A 22,874-nucleotide genomic window follows, 5' to 3' on the forward strand; every position below is an offset into this window, starting at 1 on the left:
CTTCCGCGCTTTGACGGGGTCTGAGCGATGAACAACCCCTTCACCACCGAATTCCGACCGCCTCGCCGCCTGCGCGTATTCGCGTTCGACCCAGCCACGGCGCGCAAGTTTTCCAATCGCGATGCCAGCATTGTCACCATCTCCATTCCCTATGAGATGGACCCATCGGAGCCAAATGGCGACAAGCTCGGACCTTCGGGCACCTATTTCGAAGTGATCGACTACGACCCCGCAAGCGGCGTGTTTTACAAACCAATCGACCTCAATGACGAACAAGTCTGGCTGAATGACGGGTTGGCCCCGTCGGCGGAAAACCCCAAATTTCACCAACAAATGGTTTATGCCGTCGCAATGAACACGGTGGCCGTCTTTGAAGAGGCATTGGGCCGCTCCGTGCTTTGGGCATCAAGCAGCAAGAAAGTGGGCAAGGTCTGGAAGGAGGAATTCGTCCAGCAACTGCGCATCTACCCCCACGCATTGCGGGAGGCCAATGCCTTCTACAACCCCGCCAAAAAGGCCCTGCTCTTTGGCTATTTCGATGCGCCCGCCAACAGCAGCAGCGCCCCTGCGGGGACCACCATATTCACCTGTCTCAGCCATGACATTGTGGTGCACGAAACGGTTCACGCGATACTCGACGGGATGCATCCCCGCTTCGCCGAAAACTGCAACCCGGACATGCGCGCGCTTCATGAGGCGTTCGCTGACATCGTCGCCCTGTTCCAGCTTTTCTCCTTTCCCGAGGTGTTGGAGGACCAGATTGGCAAAACCCGCGGCGATCTGGAACGCCAGAGTTTGCTTGGCGAACTCGCACAGGAGCTGGGCCAGGCCATTGGGCGTGGCCACGCGTTACGCGACTTTCTCGGCGGCGAGAATGAGAAGACCGGCCAGTGGGAGTTGAAGCCCCCCCGACGCGACGCATTGCACACCGCGGATGGAGCACACGCCCGCGGCGCGGTCCTGGTCGCAGCCGTCTTCCGCGCGTTCCTGACGATCTACAAACATCGTACAGCGGACTTGTTCCGCATCGCATCCAACGGGACCGGCATCCTGCGCACCGGCGAAATTGACCCCGACCTCAAGAAACGCCTTGCCGCTGAGGCCGCCCAATGCGCCCGCCGCGTGCTGCGCATCTGCATCAGGGCGATGGATTACACGCCCCCGGTCAACGTCAATTTCGGGGATTACCTGCGCGCGATCATCACGGCCGATCATGATCTGTTTCCCGACGATGTGAATGGCTATCGCGCCGCCTTCATCGAGGCGTTCACCGCATGGGGCATCACCCCGAGTGACGTCTCGATCCTGTCAGAGAAAGCGCTGCTATGGCCCACCCTGTCGGAGGCTGAGGAGAACCGCCAATCCGTGCCCGAAGCAAACCCGGCTGAAGTCACCACCACCATGGTTCAAAAGAAAATCGGGTGGATGTTGTCTGACCCGATTGGCGCGTTCAGCGATCTCAGCTCCAGCGTTGCGTCCGCACAGACCAAAGCGCAGCAGGAGGCTTTTCAAGGAACGCTGACAACGATTTTGAATGAGCAGAAGCATCTCCATGAGCGAATGCAGGGCAGGATGTCTGATCTTGCCGATGCGCTTCCGCTGGCAACGGTCAAATCGGCCAAAACCTCGGCGTCGACCCAGCCTTCCACCAACTTCCTGGAGATCGCTGACACCACCGACCGCGTGTTGGAGTACCACGCCGCCAACTACTACAAACGCCTGCTTTGGCTCTTGATCTCAAAGGATGCGACGCCGGAATTTCTGGATCTGATTGGCATCGCCCACGTCAACGACCCCGACAATCCGATGGGAACGCTAAGGCGGTCCTCGATCACCGGGCTGCCGTCGCTTCACGTGCATTCCGTGCGGATCGCAAAACGCCATGGCCAGCGGTCCAAGTTGGAGCGGGAATACGTGATCGAGCTGATCCAGACCCGGCGGGGATATTTTGACCCGAAACAACAAGAAGCCGAAGACGCCCGCCCGCCCAGCGCCAAGGACAACAGCAGGCCCCATGATTTCAAGTATCGTGCCGGTGTTACCTTCCTCATTGATGCTCAAAGCTTTGCGATAAGGCGGCTCATCCGGTCGAGGCACTCGATCTATTCGGAAGCAGGTTTGCAGGCACACCGCGCGCATTTGACGGGCGAAGAAACCCGCCCCAACAACGCGTTCTATTCCGGCACCAATCCCGGATCAGATCAGGCATTCACCGATTTGCATCGCCATTCCCACTCGGAGGACAGCTTCGGATGACCCGTATTCCCGCTCCCGCCTCCGGTGTTGAAATCCGCATGTATCGCGCTGGGCACGGTGACTGTTTCTTGCTGAATTTCCGGCGCAGCAAAGACAATGACGAACCGTTCTTCATGCTGATTGACTGCGGCATGAAGAAGGGCAGCCACGCTATTGACGATATGGACATCTATGATGTGATCCGCGACCTGCATGATCACACCGGCGGTGTGCTTGATCTGGTTGTGGTCACCCATGAGCACGAAGACCATGTCAGTGGTTTCCCCTCGCCTACATCCGAGGACCACCCGTTCTCCGATTTCACCGTGAAAGAGCTTTGGCTGGCCTGGACCGAGGATGAGACCGACAAAGACGCCAATAAGTTCCGAAAGAAGTACCGCGACCAGGTGCTGACCCTCGCGCTTGCCCAGCACAAACTTTCGGCAATGAGCGGTGCCGATAGCGCCTTGGCCGAGGATCTTGCAGAGTTCCTGGAACTGGAAACTGGTTTCACAAGCGGTTTGGAGATTTTGCAGGACGAATTGGCGGACCTTCAAGCAGGCGGCGCGGTTGATGCAATCCCCATGGGTATGGACGAAGCAAGCGCCGCCTTCACCGCTATTTTCGGCGCGAAAGACGCCAAGATTAAGGGCGAGCGTTACAAACGGCGACTGCAGGGCCTCCGCCACATGGCCAAGAAAATCAAGTTTCTTTCACCCGGCGACAAGATCTGGACTCTGCCCGGCGTGGACGGGGTTCAGGTATACCCGTTCGGCCCGCCCCGCGAGAAAAAGCTGCTGACCAGCCTCAACCCGCACAAAGCGGAGGAGTTCCATATCGGACCCTTTGCCATGGGTGAGCCCGGGTCCGGGCTGTTTGCCGCCATGGCCGGTGATGGCGACAACGCACGCAACAGCTCACCCTTCTCGCCTCGCCACGCGATCCCAGAAAGCGAGGTTTTCGACTTTGATCGCCGCAGGTCCAATGGTGACATAGGTTTCTTCGCCAAAGCCTACCGCGACGAAGACAAGGAAGACCGCCGGATTGACGGCGACTGGTTGCAAGATGCCGAAAGCCTGGCCTTGCGGATCAACAACGAGGTGAACAACACGTCGCTCGTCCTGGCGTTTGAACTGCCGGAAAGCCGCCAGATCCTGCTCTTCACCGGCGACGCGCAGCGCGGCAGCTGGATCAGCTGGAAAGACCTGTCCTGGACGGTCAAGGGCGCAGACAAGAAGGACAAAACGGTTACCGTCAGGGACCTGCTGGCCCGCTGCACCTTCTACAAGGCTGGTCACCACGGCTCCCACAATGCCACCCTCAATGGCACCGAGGATGACGACCATCCAAACATCAACTGGATGGCGCAGGGCGATTACGCCGATCACTTTGTGACAATGATCCCCACCAACAAGGTCTGGGCCTTTGGCAAATCACGCCCGTGGCGGCACCCGATGAAAGCGATTGAGGACGCGTTGTTCGAGAAAGCCAAGTCCCGGGTCATGATGATCAAGACCGACAAAGGCCAGAAAACCAAACCGAAAAAGCAATGGCTGAACAAGCACAACACGGCCGCGTTCAAGGACATGCGTAAGGAGTTCGACAAGCGCACCGAATACGCCAAGACCTACGTCTCGCACTGGGTTCCGGACAAGCTATAGGGCAGCCGTCGGATCGTACCCGTATATCCAATCCTGCCGTGCATGGATCAGTGCCGGTGACAGCTTGCCCGCGGCCCAAATCGGCGCGTAGGCGGCGATCTTGTTGGCCCATCCCGACTTGTGGAACAAGGCCAGGTTGTCGGCGGATCGACGTTGGATGCGACTCACCCGGTCAATCCGCACGGCATAGTAACGCTGTAATGCGGCCAGCAGGTCGGTTTCCGCAACAAGGCACCCCGCCAAGATCACGGCGTCCTCTAGCGCTTGCACAGCGCCTTGCGCCATCGAAGGCAGCATCGGATGCGCCGCGTCCCCCAACAGTGTCACCGGCCCATCGGACCAGGTCGCCAATGCGGGCCGGTCAAACAGCGCCCAGCGGTTCAGAGCAGGTGCAGCCTCGATTACGGCCGTGATATGCGGCACCCATCCCGCGAAATCGCGCAACGCGTCGGCACGGTCGCCGGTGCGGGACCAGCTTTCTTCCTGCCAGTTCGCCTGCTCCACGACACCCACGAAATTGACCAACGACCCGCCTCGGATGCGGGTGGTGACTGCATGTTTTCTGTCGCCGGCCCAGACGCAGCCGCTTGGAGGCGGCGCTGCCGTCCCGAGCTCGGCAAGTGGGACGGCCGCCCGCCATGCGACGTTGCCGGTGAAACGGGCGCGGTCCGGCCCCGTTATTTGTTCACGAATGACCGAATGCAGCCCGTCTGCGCCGATCACCACATCTCCAAACACCCGTTCGCCGCGTTCCAGATAGACGCTCGCGCCGCCGCGTTCGCGCACGTAACCCGTGGCCTTTGCATTGGTGCGGATCACCAACCCCGCCTCCTTGCCAAGCTGGGTTTTCAACGCATCCTGCAAATCCGCCCGGTGCACCTGAAAAAACGGCGCCCCCCAGCGGCCCTGCGCGTAGCCTTTCATCGGCAAATCAAAAACACGCCGCCCGCTGACACCCATGGACAGGCTGATGCTCTCGGGCTCAAAGAGGCTGGGTTGCAACACGTCCATCACGCCCAAGGCCCGCAGGGCCCGCACACCGTTCGGGCTGATCTGCAATCCGGCCCCCACTTCCGAGATCACCGCCGCTTGCTCCAGAACCTCCACGTCCCATCCGGCGCGGCTCAGTGCTAACCCCGCGGCCAATCCGCCGATCCCCGCCCCGACGATAACCGCCTTCTTCCTGTCGCTCATGCCCGAGGTCTCTCCTTGTTGTGGCAGAAACTATCATGTTCCGGGTGGCGCGAAAGGGGCGCTTGGCGCAGTATCGCGAAAACCCGCACATTCGGAGGCCCGATGACCCTGCCAAGACTGCTCAACAAGGACGCGCGCCGCCTGTTTCTGGATCGCCACGGGCTGTCAGGCCGCCCATCCGGCACGGGACGCGGCGCGGATCTGGCGCAGGTCATTGATGATCTGGGTTTTGTGCAGGTCGACAGCATCAATACGGTCGCACGCGCCCACCACATGATCCTGCACAGCCGCAGGCAGAGTTACCGCCAACCCCATCTAGACCCGATCGTCACCCGCGACCGCGCGGCGTTTGAACATTGGACGCATGACGCGTCGATCATTTCCATGCAGTTCTTTCCGCATTGGCGTCACAAGATGGATCGCAGCGCCGAAAAGATCAGGTCGCAATGGAAAAACTGGCGGCGCGACGGGTTTGAGGCCAAGTTTGACGCGGTGCTCAGCCAAATTGCCGATCACGGCCCCTGCTGCTCGGCCGATGTTGGCGCGGATGAAAAGCGCTCCAGTGGCGGTTGGTGGGACTGGCACCCGTCAAAGACCGCGCTGGAATACCTTTGGCGCAAGGGCGATTTGTCGGTCTGCCACCGGAAGGGCTTTCGCAAATATTACGACCTGACGGAGCGGGTGATCCCGCCCGAGCACCGCAACGCACGCACAGAACTGGCGGACACGGTTGATTGGGCCTGCCAGTCTGCCATTGACCGGCTCGGCGTCGCCACATCAACCGAGATTGCCAATTTCTGGGACCTGACCACGAAAGCGGAAGCCAAGACATGGTGCGCTGATCGCCTGAAAGACGGCTCCCTGATCGAATGCGAAGTCGTTACCGCAGATGGAGGCATCAAAACCAGCCTGATCCGGCCAGCGACGCTCGACACATTGCAAGACCTGCCCGCTGCGCCGTCACAGGTGCGGATCATGTCGCCCTTCGATCCGGCGTTGCGCGACCGCCAAAGGGCCGAACGCCTCTTTGGTTTTGACTACCGGATCGAGGTCTTCGTCCCGCAAGCAAAGCGCAAATACGGCTATTATGTCTTCCCCGTGATGGAAGGCGACCGCCTGATCGGGCGCATCGACATGAAATGCGATCGCAAAAGCGAGGTGATGACCATCCAGGCCTTCTGGCCGGAAGCAAAGGTCAAGATCACCCCTGCCCGCCTCAAACGCCTGACATCCGCATTAGAACGCACCGCCCGCCTCGCCAAAAGCAAAAATATCGCTTTCGCCAAAGACTGGTTGCGCGGCTAGTCCTTTCCATGTTCACAAATATCCCGGGAGTTTGAGGGCAGCGCCCTCAAGCCTGCGCGGCAGCGCAAAAACATCATGTGCGGCGCAGCCGCTCCGGCCTTTAGAACTTCGCGATCAGGTTGATGAACAACCCCTTATCGTCAAAGGTCAGGTCCGTCAGATCATCCGAGAACGTGCCAAAATTATATCCGACCCCGAGTTTGTAATTGTTGCCGAAGTGGCGGTACGCCGCCCCTAGAAGCCCAAATTCCGTGGTCCCCGCCTGCTCGGCCTTCAGCACACGACCTTCTACCAGCACATCCCACTTATGGGTCACGTGATAGCGGGCATTGGCGACGACCAGCCAGGCGTCATTTTCCTGAAACGCCGTCGTGGCATTGGGCGAGCTTTCCGAGAAGCGCAAGCCGACCTTGCCGCCAACGGTCCATTGCCGGTCCAGATCATAGGACGCATCAACCGACAGAACATGGCTCTTTTGGCGCGGCCCGGGATCGTTGGTGCCATCCACCTGTTGGCCGTAAAGGTCATGCAGATAGGTGTATTTCGCCAGAATGTTCAGGCGATCATTCTCAATCGGGCGGTAGGCATACCCAAGGCTGATCTCCGCGAACCGGCCATCGGGGATCGAAGATCCATCCGTATCCGTGTAGCTGCCGTCAAAGCTGAAAAGCAGTCGCTGCTCTTCATCAATTTTGTAACGCACAGTTGCGGCTAGCGCGACGGTATCCCCGTCCCGCTGTGTGCCAGAGATGATCCCCCGGTCGCGGCGATATTCCAATCGGCCGCGTCCCGACAGTCCCTTCTCATCCTCGTAGCGCACTCCAAATGACAGGGCCGTGCGGTCAAAATCGCCCGCCGGATCGTCTATGCGGCCAATTTCGGCGGAGGCCGAATAGGTCAGGAACTGATTGCGCTCGTAATCCACGCCATAGGTCGATGTCAGCGACCGGTGAACACCAAACAGATCATAGGTATTCTCGGCGTAAACCTCCACGTCGCGGCCCAGTTTGCGCCGCCCGCCTGCAATGAACTGCCCACGATCTTTTCCGGTCAGCGTCACCCCGTTGAATTCGCGTCGTGGGTCCAGCGTGTAGCCAAAATAGGCCGAGCTGTTTGCGTGGTTTTCATAAGAGAACAAGGCAAGCGCGCCCACACCGGTCGAGCCGTCTGAAATCTCGCCTTCAAATGTCCAGTTTTGCGCAAACTGGTACGACACTCCCGCGCCCACGCGGTTGTTCTTGGTCAGTCCGCCGCGATGCTTCGCGGTGCCTTGGGCGAACACATACCATTCCAGCCGCTCGCTTTCAGTGACGTTCAGGCGCACCGCCACATCTGTCCGCTCGCCGGTCTCTGTTGCGTCGCCGGGCGTGTTCTTGCGGATATGCTCGACGCCGAAATCCCATGTGAAGCGCTCGGAGCTCTTATAGCTCAGCTCGGCCCCCGCCTCGCGAATGGTCTTGCCCGCGCTGTCTTCAAAATCGTCGTAATAGACCCGCCAGCTCAACCGCTCGGACGGCTCATATTCAACGGCAAAGCCATAGAGGCTTTCATCATTGGTGGTCTGGAAATCAAGGGTGGAGAACCCCGCCTCACGCTCCTCGACATAGAAACTCGCACGGCCATTCAGATTGGGGTTAAGATCGGCAAACTCGACCTGCCCCCGCGCCAGATAGGCGTCGCCAGTCCCACCAACTGCGTTGGTGTTGGTCACGATCAAACCACCGTCAGATGAGAAGGATTGACCAAAGCCCGGCCCCTCGGTTCGCGCATATTCCAGTTCAAGGAAGGAATTGTCGCTGATCTCGTAGCGCAGATCGGCGCCAAAGGCCTTCTGGTCAGCAATGTCAGTCTGCTCCACCAACCCGGTGAAGCCCAGCCGCAGGTTATCCGTCGCCCAAACCTGCGCCCGCCCGCCATAAGCGTAGCCGTCCACGGTGCCTGCGGTCGGGGTGAATTCGTAATTCACCGTCAACAAAACCGTGTTCTCGCCAAGCGGGTCGGTCACAACGGTGCCGCCGCCAACAGCGCCGGTCAAAGGCCGGTTCAGCGTCACGATGCCTTGCAGGTAGTTGATGTCGTAATCTCGCCCGTAGACCAACGTTTGACGGTCGATCACGCGGCCCGTGTCGGGGTCGCGGATTTCGACGCTGATGGTTTCCGACCCGATTGACAGATCCTGGCGCTGCAGGAAGTAAACCGACCCGCCAGTGCCGCGAAATACGTCGCGCCCCGGCAGATTGTCCGGCTGCGCTGCATAAAGGTCGATGGAGGCGCGCGCCTCACCATTTTCCGTCTGGGCTTGCGTCGCGTAATGCCCCTGAAAGCCGTAGAGCGTGCGTTCGTTGCGCAGGAAATATGAGCCGTTGATGTTGCTTTTGTAATTGCCCCACAGCACATGGTTGCCGTCTTTTTCCGCATTGAAGTAGAATTTTCCAGAGGTCGGCGCGTCCTCGACGATAGTAGAATCGTCGCCATACACCGGATAGGCCTCGTCGCTATCGAGGCGCAGCAGCAAGTGACGCGGGTCTTTCTTGTCAAAGTCGCGCAGCAGGTCGGACAGGTCATCTTCGCCGGTATCCGCGCTTGCCGTGATCTCAATGCCGCTTTGGGTTTTGCCCTTGGTGTAAAATGCCAAGCGCCCGCGGTCGTAGAACCGTTCAAACGACCCGCCCGCGGCGTTCTTGCCGCCATCCGCACGGTAACCAAAGGTCAGATCAACCGTGGCCACGCCAAACCATTCCGAGCGCGGAATGGTGACGCCGCGCTGCAGATACACGTCTTCGCCGCCGCCAGAAATGCGCACGTCAACATCCGCGTCGCCCGCAGGCAGAATGCGTTGCACCACGAAACTGCCGTCAGGGTCGGGCGTCACCGTTGCGCCAAGCGTGTTCACTGTCGCGCCGGGGCGCACCCCGGTTCCGTACACCGTCACCGCGCCGCCGGACACCGGGATCCGGCTGACCGCGGTGCGGTCCGCGCCCTCGTCATTGGCTACAAACAGTCCACGATCATCGCGTTGGTTCAGGCCCAAAGGCTCGGTCTCGTCAAACCGGCCACGCGCGTCATAGACGCGGTGAATGGCCGCCAGATCGTCGCCCTCCGGCATGGCAAAAGAGACTGAACCATTCGGCTCAACAGGGATCACGGCCACCACGCGCGGGCCGGAGCGGTTGGAATAATCCACGATCCGTACTTCGCCGCGCGCCAGATAGGCCGGGTAATTGGTTTTGGAGCGGAAGGTGATCAGCTCGCCCGGCTTGTAATCCCGCGGCTCGCCAGTCACCGCCAAGTTCAACGACGGATCGGCCCCAAGCCCGTCAAACTTGACCTGCACATCCGCCTCGGACAATGCGATGTCGGTTTTTCGGGTCAGGTCCTCGACGCGGGCATCACCGGCAACGGCCTCGCCATCGATCGAGATGAAGAAACCGTCTTCGCCAATAATTGCCGTGTCATTGTCAATCTCGGTATTTGCCCCGACATCAACCACCACGACGGTGTCTTCGTTAGGCAGTTCGCATCCCGCAGGCAACGCCCTGTTCACCAAGGTGCAATCAATATCGAGATCCTGCGCGGCGGCATGAGACGTCATCGCAAGCGCCGAGGTGCTGGTCAGGACGGGAAAAATCAGATGAGTCAGTTTCATTGGCCCGCCCCTTTCGCTGCGCGTTTGATGGTGCGTTCAATGTTGAGCTTGTATCTGCCCCCGCCCCGCCATTTTTCGCGGATCAGTTGCTCCACGATCTTCAACCGGGCGCGCGCCAGTTTGGTGTCGTCGTCCTGCATGATGTAGCTCAGGCGCAGCACGGATGGGGTGACCTCGATGCGGGCGACCAGTTGCTCGACCCCGCGCACCAGACCCGCAACCGGCGTGCCATCGGCGGCAAACGCCTTGGCCGTCAGGTCCACATCCACCACGTTAGACAGCGCCGCACCGAAATTCAGCTTGGCAAATTTACCGGCGGTGACGCGGATCACGCGGGGGTTTTCGGTGGTGACGCGGTACCCAGTTGGCAATGTGCGCGTGTCCAGCTTCAGCGTGAAGTTTGACCCGATATCTTGGGGCAACTCAGCACATGGCACGTGATAGCGGCCATATTCATCCGTTGTGATCAGGTAGCCATTCACCATGGCCAAACGGACGCCCGGCAGCCCCGGCTCGCCCTGATCCTGATACCCGTTCTGGTTTCGGTCGTCATAGACCTTGCCAATGATATCGGCGCAGTCGAAGACGTGCTCCGGCTCAATGCGGACCACCGCCGTTGCGGTATTGGACAACTGATTGCCCGCCGCATCCGTCATGAAGGCGCGGTTGATCAGCTCGCCATAGCTGCCATTGGCCACCACGCGCGCCGCCAGCGTTACTGTGATCGTCTGCGTGGGCGCAATCGTCAGCCCGCTCCATGTCAGGCGCAAACCGTCCACAGTGGGCTCAGTCGGGACGGCGTCCACTGCGGCGCTGTTTGGCGTGTAGAGCATGCCAGCTGGCAGCAGGTCCACGAGGTTCATATTTGCAACCACGTTTGAGGTGTTGTTGGTGAAGGTCAGTGTGAAGTTGACCGTTTCACCAAACACGGCGCTTTCGCGGTCCGCCTGCTTGGTCGCCAGAATGTCCGGGATGCCCTGACAATTCTCCAGCGGCAGGTTGTTGTTGATGATCAACGGGTCGCCCGGTTCGAACGTGAAGGTCGTGTAGAACGTATTCCCACCCGCAGAGAAATCGGACAACACGTTCGTATTGCCAACCTCAGAACCGCCCAGCGAGGCGGGGTTGGCAGGCAGCAGCGAGGTGACATCAATCGTGCCAGAACTCAGCCGCGTGGTGCTTTGCGCGCCCAATGCGGGGTAAGTGGCGTTCAGCGTGTAGGTCCCCGGCCGCGTCACGAAGAAAGAAAACTGGCCCGTCGATCCATCCTGAACGATGCGAATATTGTTCGAGGACCCAACACCTGTCTGCGTGCCCACAGGCCCCGTGACCGAGATCAGGCCACCCGGCAGAATGCGCCCGTCATCCTCGCAGTAGAAATATCCCGTCGGGTCAAAGTCTTCCGCGTTGCAGATGCCGTCGCCGTCACGGTCGTTGTCTGCCAGTGGCGAACAACCCTCGACCCCATCGGGCGAGCCGTCGCCATCTGTATCGACCACCGGCACAATGGCAGAGTTGCTCGGCGTGGGTGTCGTCAGCTCAGCTGATGTAACCTCGGCGCGGTTTTCACCCACGCTGGTGCCCGCATCCACCTGGAACACGACGTCGATCTCGACCACGCCTTGCTCGCCCGGCGCAAGCGAGGCGTCTCCTGCAATGGTTTCCACCACAGCGTCCCCGTCATAGGCGCCGTTCGGCCCGCCGCCGGTGAAGCCGGATGTGCGCACTGCGATGCCGAACGGCGCTTCGCGCAGGATTTCCGCACTGCCCTCAAAGTCCGACAGGTCGTCGACAATCTGGTAGCCGCTCTGCGTGATGTTGCCGGTGTTTTCCGCCGTGATGGTGAAGGTCACCTGGTAAACGGTTGGGAACAAGAAGGTCAGCTCGCTCGCCGTCTTGGTCAGCGTGTTGGCCGGCGCGGGCGCGATCACAGCCACTGTGGGGTCGTCCACGTCGTTGCCGTCCAGAGGGTCATCGTCGCGCGAGGTGTCGGACAAGGTCGCGCCAAGAGGTGTTGTGCCCGTGGCCACGGCAGAGTTCGACACCCCGCCCGCATCCACATCGGCCAGTTGCAACGTGTAGAGCACCTCATAAGTTGCCGTCTCGTCTACAAGGATCGTGCCCTCGGGCGAGCCTCCGGTGGCAGATTCGAACCTCACGCTATCTACCGTTAGGTCGCCACCACCGATCCGCGTCATGTTGTCCGCAACCGTGACGCCATCCAGCGTCACGTTGCCGGTGTTCTCAACCGTCACGCTAAAGGCGATGACGTCGCCCTCAAACGCGCCCGGCGTCGTCAGCGTCTTGACCACATCCAGCCCCGGAGCTGCCGGGATCACCAGCGGCGTCGGGTCGTCCTCATTGTTGCCGTCAAACGGGTCATCATTAGCGGAAACATCCTCCACCTGATCGCCGTTTGGCGCCTCGCCCCGTACCGTGGCTGAGTTGGACAGCCCACCTGCATCAATGTCTTCTTGTTGCAGCACGTAGGTCAGGGTCCAGACGATCTCCTGCCCCGCATCCAGATCGGTGGTGCCTGACGTGTTCACTGCCGCAGGCACCGGGGTGATCACCGTGCCATCCGCGCGGGTCAGCGTATCAGTAACCGAAACGCCTGCGATATCCACGTTGCCCGTGTTGCGCGCCGTAATGGTCCAGGTGACGCTTTCGCCCGCCTCATCGCCCGGCGTACCGGAAATGGCTTTCACCGTGGTGATCTGCGGCTCCGAGGTGATCTCGAACACCGTTGGGTCGTCTTCGGTGTTGCCGTCGCCGTCATCGCCGTTGTCGGACACGTCGTTGGCGGGCGTGGTGCCCGGCGGGCCGTCGGCTGTTACTTCGGCGGTGTTGGTGAACCCTCCCGCGTTTATGTCGCTTTGTGTGATGGTGTGTTGGGCCTCGAACACCCATGTCTCATCCACGTCCAGCAGGTTGTCGCCATTGGTGTCGCCCGAGGCCAGAACAAACGGCGCATCAAGCGCGGTCGGCGAGTTGTTGTTGCGCCGCATCGTGTCGGTGATCGATGGGAATTGCAGAGTGACGTTGCCGGTGTTCTCGACGCTCAGGAGGTAGGTCACGACCTCGTTAACCGCCTGCCCCGTGGTGGTGGCGATCTTGGTGGCCTCAAGCGCAGGCACACGCGGCGGGCCGTCGGTGACCAGTGTGTCGCTGGTGTCCGTAGGGTTGCCCAGCAGGTCGGTTGCGATGACGTTGACGGTGTTTTCGACCTCGCCCGCGTCGACCATGGCTTGGGTCACCTCCAGCATGAAGGAGCAGCTGACGTTGTCTACAGCATCTGGGGCCAAACGTGGGATCACGCAGGCAGGCCCCGTGTCCAGAACGTCATCGACAGTGACGTTCTGCAACGTCGTGTTGCCGGTGTTTTGAACTGTGAAGCTATAAGTCACGAAGCTACCAACCGGACCCAAAGTGGTCGGGCTGGCGGTTTTGCTGACAGTCATGGCTGGGGCGGCCGCCGGCACACCGGTGGTTTCAGTCCCGGTGATCGGGGAGCCGGGGCCCCCTACTGGATCGCCCGACGGGTTCTGCGCGGTCACTCCGGCGGTGTTGACGATCTCGCCCGCATCTATGTCTTCCTGCGTGACGATGTAGTCTTCCGTGCAGGTCAACGCCTCGCCCCGGTCCAGCGTCGCCGCCTCACAGACCAGGTCGGGCAGCCGTTCGTCTGTCACCGCAATCGTGTTCAACGTCTGGTTGCCGGTGTTCGTTGCCACAAGCGTGTAGGTCACGGTGGTGCCAACAGCCCCAGCCGGGTTCGGCGCCGATGTCTTGGTCAGCGACATATTCGGCTGCTCATCGGCGGCGACGGTTTCAGTTGTAGGAGCGGAGGTCACGGGCGTCGGGCTTGCCGGATCGCCAAAGCTGGTCTGCGCGAAGGCCTCATTGACCACCTCGCCCGCGTCCAGATCCTCTTGGCTGACGGCATAGACGAAGTCACAAGAAATGGTCTGGCCCGCGCTCAGCGTGGTGTCCCCGGCAGGCAACGGGCAGGTCAGCCCGGTATCGCCGCCCGGCAGCTTGTCGTCAAAGATCAACACCTCGGCGCTGAACGCCTGCGTGCCGTCATTGGTGACGTCAAATGTGTAGGTGATCGGGTCGCCAACTTCCGCGAATGTAGACCCGGCAGCGGCCGTCTTGACCACGCTGATCGACGGCTCCGCATCATTCGGGATCGTCTCGGATGTCAGCGGACTTTCAACGCCACCACTTTCAGAGGACGCAAGGTTGGTGACCGTAAACAGCGCCACGTCGTCGGCGGTGACGGTGTAAGTGCCCTCACATTCCAGAGACTCGGTTGGCAGCAGACCACCTGCAGGCAACGGATCACAGGTGACCGACGCAATCAGGTTGTCGTCAATCGTGATCGGGTCTTCAAGCGTGATGTTGCCGTCATTGGTAACGGTGTAGGTGTAGGTGACTTCCAACCCTTCATCGAAGTCAGCTGGCGGCACATCTTCAGCGACCTTCTCAACCGACATGGACGGGTTTTGCAGCGCGGGCACGGTGATCGTGTCCTCGGGGCTGTCAGTGCCCGTGCCCTCGTCACGGCCCGTGGCCGCATTGGTGAAAGAGCCGTTGTCCAGATCATCCTGCGTCACAAAATAGGAGCCGGTGCAGACCAGATCGTCCCCCGGCGCCAATGTGGCCGCCTGGCAAGACACGGCATTGCCCTGCCCTTCGATCAACGCATCAGCGACCGTAAACGGCCCGCTCAGCGTGACGTTGCCCTCATTGGTGATCGTAAAGTCGAACGCGACCTCTTGGTCCAATGTGTCGAAATTGCCAGGTTCGCCCGCGGCAAGGGTTTTGGCCACCGACAGGACCGGCGCTGGGGCAATCTCCAACACCGTCGGGTCATCTTCGGTGTTGCCGTCGCCATCATCGCCATCATCCGTCACATCACTGATTGGCGCCCCAAGTGGCGGCTGGCCGGAAACCGTGGCGGTGTTCGAAATCCCACCCGCATCAATGTCTTCCTGAACCAACCGGTAGCTGGCTACGAACGTGGCGGTCTCACCCGGGATCAGCGTGCCGGAAGGCGAGCCTTCGGTGGCGCTTTGGAAGCTCGGCCCGCTTGTCAGTGTCAGCGGCGTGCCATCGGCGCGCGTCAGCGTGTCATCATCGGCGTTCACGCCGGTCAGCGTGACATTGCCATCATTGGTAATGTCGATCTCAAAGGTAACCAACTCATCCACCAGCACAGTGGTAGAGGTCACGGTCTTCTCACCCGAAATGGCCGGAGCCGCCGGGACTGAGAACACAGTGGTGGCGTCGTCGCCGCCCGGCAGACCGTTGCCAGACTGATCCTGCGTCGGGGTGCCGTCAGGGCCCGCGCTCTCCGCCAGGACCTGGTTGGCGACACCGCCAGCATCAATGTCGGCCTGCTCCAGAATGTAGGTGGCCTCGTAAGTCCATATCTCACCCACATCCAGTTTGCCCGCCTCACCTATGTCGGTGCCGTCAAAGTCTGGACCGGTCGTGATGGTCAGCGGCGTGCCATCGGTGCGTGTCAGGGTGTCCGTCAATACCGGGCCGTCCAAAGTGACGTTACCCGCGTTGCGCACAGTGATCGAGAAGGTCACGGTGCTGCCCGCCGTCGTGCCGGTCGAGCCCGCCACCAGCTTTTCAGCTTCCAGCAGTGGCGTTTGATCTTCCAGCAGTACAGTCACGCTGGTCGTTTCGGGGTCAACAGTGGTCCCCGGAGGACCGGTGGCCATCACCGTCGCGTCATTGGTCAAGGCGTTGCCCGCGTCGACATCCGCCTGCGTCACCGTATAGCTGGCCGTAAATTCCGCCACGTCGCCCGGCCCCAGCACGTCCCAGCTGCCATCTGCGCTGGTATCGGTAGAGTTGTTCTGCTCACCCGCATCCGTGGCCAATGTGTCGCCTGCAATGCTCAGCGCATTGGTGCCCGCGGCGCTGGTCTGCTCGTCTGATACAGCCACGTCAAACAGACGCGTGTTGCCCGTGTTGGTCACGGTATATGTATAGGTGATGACGTCATCCACAGCCGCATCCGCCGCGATGCTGGGCGTCTTGACCAGCGTCATCGAGGGTGTGCGGTTCGCGTCAACTGTCTCGGTCGCCTCCGCAGGCGTGGTGACTTCGGTGCTTTCTACGCGCGCGATGTTGGTCACAAACCCCGCGTCCACGTCGTTCTGCGTCACAGCATAGGGCTGCACACATTGCACCGTATCGAGCGGGGCCAACCCGCCTGGCGGAACCGTGCCGCAGTTGAACGTGCCGATCTTGTCGTCTGTCACGACTGGCTGAGCAAACAATGTCACGTTGCCGGTGTTACCCACCGTGTATGTGTAGTTGATGATGTCGCCAACCGTATCGAACGAAGTCACATCCGCGATTTTGGACATGGCATAGGCAGGCTCCGCGTCGGGGCCTTCCACGGTGATGGTAGTTGTACCCTCAACGCTGCCGCCAGAGCGTGGCGTGCCCGTCGCGGTGCCGGTGTTGTCGAAGGAGCCCGCGTCGATCTCGTCTTGCGTGATCACCACGGAGAACTCGCAGCTGTCAAAAGTCTCGCCCGGGGCCAATGTGCCAACGTCGCAGGTGGCTGGTGTCGCCGGGTTCGTTGTGGTGATCGTGTCCGCCACCGAAATGCTGTCCACCGTGACGTTGCCGTCATTCCTGACCTCAATGATGAAGGTCACCACCTCATCCACTCCGCTGAATGCGGGATCACCCACGCCCGGCTCCGGCGTGACGCGCTTGGTGACCACCAGTACGGGGTCAGCATCCACAACCGCGTCAAATGTGTTTTCGTCGCTGGCCGGCACGTTGTTGCCCTGAGGGTCGTTGCCCATGGCCGACGCAGTGTTCACCACCTCTTGGTTGTCCACGTCGCCTTGCGTGATCTCATAGTCGCCGGTGCAGGTCAGGATCTCATCCGGGGCCAGTATCACATTGGCTGGCGCCGGTATCTGCGTCCCCGCCCCGTTATCCACGGTGCAGGTCAGCGTCGGGATCAGCGGGTCTGACACCATGACCTGGCTGATGGTCTGGTTGCCGGTGTTCTCGGTCAGGATGGTGTACTGGATGGTCTGGCCCAATTCAGGCGCGGCCGGTCCGCCGGTCACCGACTTGGTGACGGTCAGCTCAGGGTCCGTGTCGCCGCCGATGGTCTCCGTAGCCGGCGCGGACACCACAGTCACAGGGCTTGGGCTGGCCGGTGCAAAGATGGTGTTTGAGGTCGCTTCATTCACTACCTCGCCTGCGTCCAGATCGGCCTGGGTGATGAAGTAGCTCCGCTGGCAGGTCTCCGTCTCGCCCGGGTTGAATGGGTTGGCGGGCGTCGGGGTGAAGCACAGAAATTCAGCGCCGATCTTGTCGTCAACGATATTCACCGGTTCCGTGAAGGTCGCGCCGCCGCCATTGGTGGTGTTGGTCACCGCGAACTCATAAACCACCTCGTCGCCGAGCTCGTCAAAGTCGGCACCGCTGATCGCGCTTTTGACAACGCTCAAGGATGGCGTCGCCCCGGATGGCACTGTCTCTGATACCTGCGGGCTGTCCGTAGTGCCGTCTGTCGCCGTGGCCAGGTTGGTCACCTCGCCTAACTGCGCGTCGTTGAAGGTCACCTTATAGGTCGCGGTGCAGACGTATTGCGCCGTCGGGTTAACCCGAAGCGGTTCCAGAATGCCGCCGCCCGGAGGGCAGGACACGGTGGTACGGCTGTCGGTGACGCTGATCAAGGCGGTGTCAATATCGGTGTTGCCGGTATTGGTGATGACGTAATCGTAAGTCAGGTCAGTGCTGTTATCCAGCGGGTCGGGGTTGAATACGAAGCTCCCGCCGGTGTTCGTCTTGACCATGGCCAGACCCGGCTCCTGCAACGCAGCCGTGGTGAACGTGTCGGTGGCGTTCAGCGGCACTTCGGGGCTGGAGGCGGTGCCTACATTGGTGATGTCGCCTGCGTTGATGTCCGCCTGCTCAGCCGTCCACACCAGCTCGCAGGTGACACTGTCCATCGGCGCCAATGGCAATGGCCCACAGGTCGTCGTGCCGGTGATCTGGTCGTCAGAGACGGTGATCGGCTGCGTCAGGGTGATGTTGCCAGTGTTGGTGATGGTGTACTCAAACGTCACCTGGTCGCCAACATTGGTGTAGGTCGTGGCGGAGCCCGCCTTGATCGCCTTAGACAGAGTGAATGTCGGCGATTGCGCCGCATTCACGGTCACGCTGTCCGGGGCCGACGTGGCCGTCGTCGGCGTCGACCCACCATTGATCCGCTGCGAAACCGACGCTGTGGCCGAGTTGGTCACCAGGTTGTTGTCCAAATCCTGCTGCGTCACCGTGTAAGAGGCCGAGCAGGTCAAACTCGCGCCGGGGGCTAGCCCTGCCACCGGTGTCGGCGGACAAGACACGGGCACATCAACGGCAGGCGACAGCGAGGTGACGCTGTCAGACACAGTGATCGCGCCAAAGACGGTAATGTTGGAATTGTTGGTGACGTCGTACTCGTAGGTGATCTCTTCCCCAATGGCGGCGAAGGTCGTGCCGAACGTGTCTCGTTTGTCGATCACCAAATCCAGCGTTTGCGTTGGGCCTGTCACCGTCTCCGCATCCTCGTCGGTAACGGGCGTCGCCCCAACAAGGCTTTCGCCGGTAACGGTCGCGGTATTGGTGTAGCTCCCCGCGTCCACATCCGCCTGGCTGAAGTTCTTGGTGAATTGCATCGGCAAACCGCCGGTACAGGTAGAAGTACTGTTGGCGGCGGGCAAAGGTGGCAGATCATCAATGAAGCAACGGAACGTCTCGTCGGGGTTGCCGTCGCCATCCGTGTCGCCCTCAAGGTCAACAATCTCAAGATTGGTCAGGGTCACGTTGCCGGTGTTGGTCACCGTGAAGGTGAACCCAAAGCTGTCGGTTGCGCTGTTGAAGGTCGGCTGCGCCGCGGTCTTTTCGACCTTCACCATCGGGTTGGCCGCAGGACCATCCGCGCGTTCCGTCGCTGTCTCGTTGATTGCGGTGCTGTCGGCGCCGGTACCGGTCGCTGTTGCGGAGTTGTCCACGAAGCCGCGGTCCAGATCGTCTTGATCCACCGTGTAGGTCAGCGAGCATACAATCTGATCAAAGCCCGGAGCTATATCGCCGACAGCACAGGTCTCTGCTGGCGTGAAGATGCTGGCATCTTCTACGCTCACGCCTGTCAATGTCACATTGCCGGTGTTGCGCACCCGAATGTCGAAAATGACATCGTCACCCACATTGGTGTAGCCGCTGCGCGCAACCTTTTCGATCTCCAGCGCTGCCGTGCGGGTCGGGCCCGGCACGGTTACAGGCAGGCTGTCCACCGGCAATGGGATCGCCGCGTTTGCGGCAGAGGCCAGGTTGTCGATTTGCCCCGCATCAATGTCAGATTGCTGCACCTCATATGTGAATTGGCACAGGTCAAAATTGTTGCCCGGCAACAGCGTCGGGATGGTGCAGCTATAAGTCGGATCAAGAATGTCGGTGACGACCGTGTTGGTCAGCGTCTTGGTGCCGTCATTGAACACGTCAATCGTGTAGGTGATGATCTCGCCCGCAACGGCAAAGGCCGCGCGGTCCGCGGATTTGGTGACCGTCAGGCTGCTGATGTCGCTGGCCGGATCAAGCGTCGAGGTCGCCGTATCGGTGTCGGTGGTCTGGGTGCCCTGCGCGGTGACGCCCGTGGCGCTCGCATTGTTGTCGATCTGGCCTGTATCCACGTCGTTCTGCATCACCAGATAATCGCCTGTACAGGTTTGCGTCTGGCCGGGATCAAGGTCCGTGATGGGGCAGCTCAACCCCGGGATCAGCGGATCGGTCACCGTCACGTTGGTCAGCGTGACAGAGCCGTTATTCTCCACCGAGAAGGAATAGGTCAGCGTCTCGCCCGGCGTAAACTGGGCAGGCGCAGTCTTGGTAAAGATCATCGAGGTGTCGGCCGTGATCGGCGTGGTTTCAACATACTCCGGCGAAGTCACCTGAATGGTGCCGGTGCCGGTGTTGAACGGGAACGAGCCGGAGACGGTGTTAACCACCTCCCCCGCGTTGCGTTCCTCCAACGAGATGGAATTGTAGTTGCGCTCGCAATCATATGAGGCGCCGGGCGCCAAAATGGACGGCTGCCGCCCAGAGCAGATGAAGGGCGAGGAATTGATCTTATCATCGGTGATCGTGATCGGCGACACACTCTCAATAATGTCCGTGTCGCCGGTATTTGTGATGAAGAACCGATACCGCACCGACGTGTCATTCGGCCCAATCGGGTTGGTCAGCGCCTGCTTGGTCACCGTGATTGCCGGCGTGCCGGCGTTCGACACTGTGGCCGTGGCGTCCGGCGAGGTCACAGCACCATCCGAGGCCGTCGCGACATTGGTCACCGCGCCAGCCGCCACATCAGCCACCAACAAGGTGTAATCCGCCGTACACGTGTCCGTCACGCCGCGCGCCAGCGGTCCGGGCAAACAGACGAAAGTGCCAATCTTGTCATCGGTGATGGTGATCGGGTCGGTCAGGTCCACATTGCCGCTATTGGTCACGGTAAACGTGTAGGTCACCGTCGCCCCCACGGTGAAGGACGCAGGTCCCGCGCCCGACTTCGCCAGTGACAGCGCGGGGGTTTGCACGGCGGGCACCGTCAGCGTTTGGTCGGTGGAGGCGACCGTCTCGCCGCTGACATCTGCCGTGGCACTGGCAGAGGCCGTGTTCGTCACCTCGCCCACATTCAGGTCGTTCTGGTCAGTGGGATAATCGCCGGTGCAGATGATCGAGCTGTCGGGCAGAATTTCGCTCGGCGCGCAGGTCACGGTCGCAATACGGTCGTCGGTCACGCTCGGCGCGTTCAGCGTCACGTTGCCCGTGTTGGTCAGCACATATTCGTAGCTCAGTGTCTGGCCCGCGTCGTCATAGCTGGTGGGGGAGCTGGCGGCCAAACGCTTGACCAAGGTCAACCCGGTCGTGCGGGTGGCGGTCACGGTCGCGTCGGAGGTCCGCGTCGGGGAGGCAACGCCACCCACGGTGATATCCGCCGTGACGGTGTTGTCCACCTGCCCCTGGTCAATGTCGTCCTGATCCACGTCGTAGCTGACGGTACATACAATGGTGGCGTTCGGGGCCACGGTTCCAGCGGGGCAGTTCACCGGCACGCCAAGGCTGTCGGTGACGGTGGGCGCCTGCGGGAAGGTCACATTGCCGGTGTTGGTGATCTCGACGTTGTATTGCAGCGTGTCGCCGACGGCGGCGTAGGTGCCGCTCAACGCGGTCTTGGCGATGGTGAAGTCCGGCGCGGCTGCCTGACCGGGGATCTGGTCCACGTCAAACTCGCCGGGGCCAAAGCCGGTGGGGTTTGCGCCCCGCGCCGCCGTAGCGCGGCCGCGCCCGGTGTTGACCAGCTGGGTGCCAGAGGTCGCAAATGCGTCAACGTCCGATTGCTGCACGGTGTAGTCGACGTTGCAGCTGTCGCTTTCGCCGGGCTCAAGCTCGGGGATGGTGCAGGAAAAGGACGGGATCAGGTCGTCGGTCAACACAACGTTGGTCAGAGTGACGTTGCCGTCATTGGTGGCGGTGATGACATATGGCACGGTGCTGCCCGCCGCGCCAAACCCGGGGCCGCCATTGTCCAAAACCGACGTTTTGACCACGTTCAGGCTGGGGGCCGCCGTGGGGCCGGTGATCACGGCATCATCCGACACCGCCCCCAAAACACCCTCGTCAGGATCGCCCTGCCCCACGGCGGTGTTGGTGACAGATCCCGCATCAATGTCATCCTGCGTGACGGAATAAGTGACCGTGCAGGTCGCGGTGTCAGGCCCGCGCAAGTCACCAAAAGGTCTGGGCTCAATCGTGGTCTTGTTACAGACAATCGGGTTGCTGCCTTCGTCGATCTTGTCATCCTCAATCTCCAAATTGCGGATAAAGACAGAGCCGACATTGGCCACCTGGTAGGTGTACAGCACAGTGTCGCCGACATCGGTGTAGGTGCCGGTCGAGGCGGTCTTTTCAATTGTGTAGCCCGGCGCCACCGTCCGAATTTCGTCGCGAGTCAGCCGTGGGCCGCGCTGGAAATCCCAGAAGTTGTCGTTCGGGTCTCGGTCGAACACCTGCGTGGTGGTCTCGCCGGTGTCCAACAGGCTGTCCAACAAAGCGGGGTTGGTGGAGTCAAACCAGCCGGTGTTGAACACGTTGTTGCCAAACCCATTTTCAAATCCAAGTGATTGGGTCCCGCTGTTGTTGGTCCGTTCCGTGGTCCGCCCTGACCAATTGCCAACGTTGAACCCGTTGATCCGCAAGGTGATGTCGTTCTGGTCAAACCCGCCAACCTGCGTGTCACCATCATAGGCTGAGAAGCGAATATAGACCCGGGCAAGGTCGCCGCCAAAATAGTCCCGGCAGCTGCTAAACCCGCAATCCAGCGCAATCGGGTCATTGACGGTGAACGGGTTGCCTTCCAGCTCGTCGCGGTTGGCGCGATTGTTAAAGCCGCGAAACGCGTTTTCGGGGTCCGAGAACTGGTAGTAGATATTGCCATTCACGCCGACCATCACGATCACGACGCCGCCCGCCTCTGGGTAGTCATCGGGCAGCGTGATGGAGGTACCGGGAACGGTGGTCGTAAACGTGGTCGCATGGGCCGATGTCGGAGCCATCCCCGACGCCGCTGCGCAAATCGCAGCCGCCCCTACAAATCTGCTCCACACCGCTTCAAAGAGCTTTGTCATTCTATCGGTCCCCGTGCACCCCCAGGTTTGTCCCGGGCGGTTCATTTTTTCCAATCGCGCGGCCTGCAAAAAATATGCGAATTCAAAAACTGGCCCCACATAAATTCGGGC

At 60.8% G+C, this 22,874-nt stretch carries 6 protein-coding genes; 3 read left to right on the plus strand and 3 right to left on the minus strand.

The window, feature by feature from the left end; genetic code table 11:
- Positions 1 to 27 precede the first annotated feature (27 nt).
- Positions 28 to 2,256: a hypothetical protein gene (locus tag Q0899_RS04495; protein ID WP_299191213.1), complete on the plus strand. Its 2,229-nt coding sequence runs from the start codon at positions 28 to 30 to the stop codon at positions 2,254 to 2,256.
- The gene (locus tag Q0899_RS04500) at positions 2,253 to 3,896 is read left to right on the plus strand and encodes a hypothetical protein (protein WP_299191214.1); all 1,644 of its coding nucleotides are present in this window, start codon (positions 2,253 to 2,255) and stop codon (positions 3,894 to 3,896) included. The genes Q0899_RS04495 and Q0899_RS04500 overlap by 4 nt, the downstream gene beginning before the upstream one ends.
- Here Q0899_RS04500 and Q0899_RS04505 read toward each other — a convergent pair.
- Positions 3,891 to 5,090 carry an FAD-dependent monooxygenase gene (locus Q0899_RS04505; RefSeq protein WP_298357531.1) on the minus strand — a complete coding sequence of 400 codons (1,200 nt, stop codon included), beginning with the start codon at positions 5,088 to 5,090 and terminating at the stop codon, positions 3,891 to 3,893. The two genes, Q0899_RS04500 and Q0899_RS04505, sit on opposite strands and share 6 nt — an antisense overlap.
- A 102-nt stretch (positions 5,091 to 5,192) precedes the next feature.
- Between Q0899_RS04505 and Q0899_RS04510 the strand changes: the two genes are divergently transcribed.
- Entirely contained in the window at positions 5,193 to 6,395 is a 1,203-nt protein-coding gene (locus Q0899_RS04510) for a crosslink repair DNA glycosylase YcaQ family protein (protein ID WP_298357528.1), read from the plus strand.
- A 100-nt stretch (positions 6,396 to 6,495) separates the two neighbouring features.
- On the opposite strand, the gene Q0899_RS04515 is transcribed toward Q0899_RS04510, so the two are convergent.
- Together Q0899_RS04515 and Q0899_RS04520 are read right to left on the minus strand one after the other, a co-directional pair.
- The gene (locus tag Q0899_RS04515; RefSeq protein WP_299191215.1) at positions 6,496 to 10,041 is read right to left on the minus strand and encodes a hypothetical protein; all 3,546 of its coding nucleotides are present in this window, start codon (positions 10,039 to 10,041) and stop codon (positions 6,496 to 6,498) included.
- Positions 10,038 to 22,763, minus strand: a complete 12,726-nt coding sequence (locus Q0899_RS04520; RefSeq protein ID WP_299191216.1) for a hypothetical protein — start codon at positions 22,761 to 22,763, stop codon at positions 10,038 to 10,040. Before Q0899_RS04520 ends, Q0899_RS04515 begins: the two co-directional genes overlap by 4 nt.
- Positions 22,764 to 22,874 lie beyond the last annotated feature (111 nt).

This window comes from uncultured Litoreibacter sp., from assembly GCF_947501785.1.
In the GTDB taxonomy this organism is placed as follows: Bacteria; Pseudomonadota; Alphaproteobacteria; order Rhodobacterales; family Rhodobacteraceae; genus Litoreibacter.

Excerpts from the sequence above, each read along its gene's own strand:
- Q0899_RS04510 (WP_298357528.1), top strand. The coding sequence starts at position 5,193 with ATGACCCTGCCAAGACTGCTCAACAAGGACGCGCGCCGCCTGTTTCTG.
- Q0899_RS04515 (WP_299191215.1), bottom strand. The coding sequence starts at position 10,041 with ATGAAACTGACTCATCTGATTTTTCCCGTCCTGACCAGCACCTCGGCG.
- Q0899_RS04520 (WP_299191216.1), bottom strand. The coding sequence starts at position 22,763 with ATGACAAAGCTCTTTGAAGCGGTGTGGAGCAGATTTGTAGGGGCGGCT.
- Q0899_RS04500 (WP_299191214.1), top strand. The coding sequence starts at position 2,253 with ATGACCCGTATTCCCGCTCCCGCCTCCGGTGTTGAAATCCGCATGTAT.
- Q0899_RS04505 (WP_298357531.1), bottom strand. The coding sequence starts at position 5,090 with ATGAGCGACAGGAAGAAGGCGGTTATCGTCGGGGCGGGGATCGGCGGA.
- Q0899_RS04495 (WP_299191213.1), top strand. The coding sequence starts at position 28 with ATGAACAACCCCTTCACCACCGAATTCCGACCGCCTCGCCGCCTGCGC.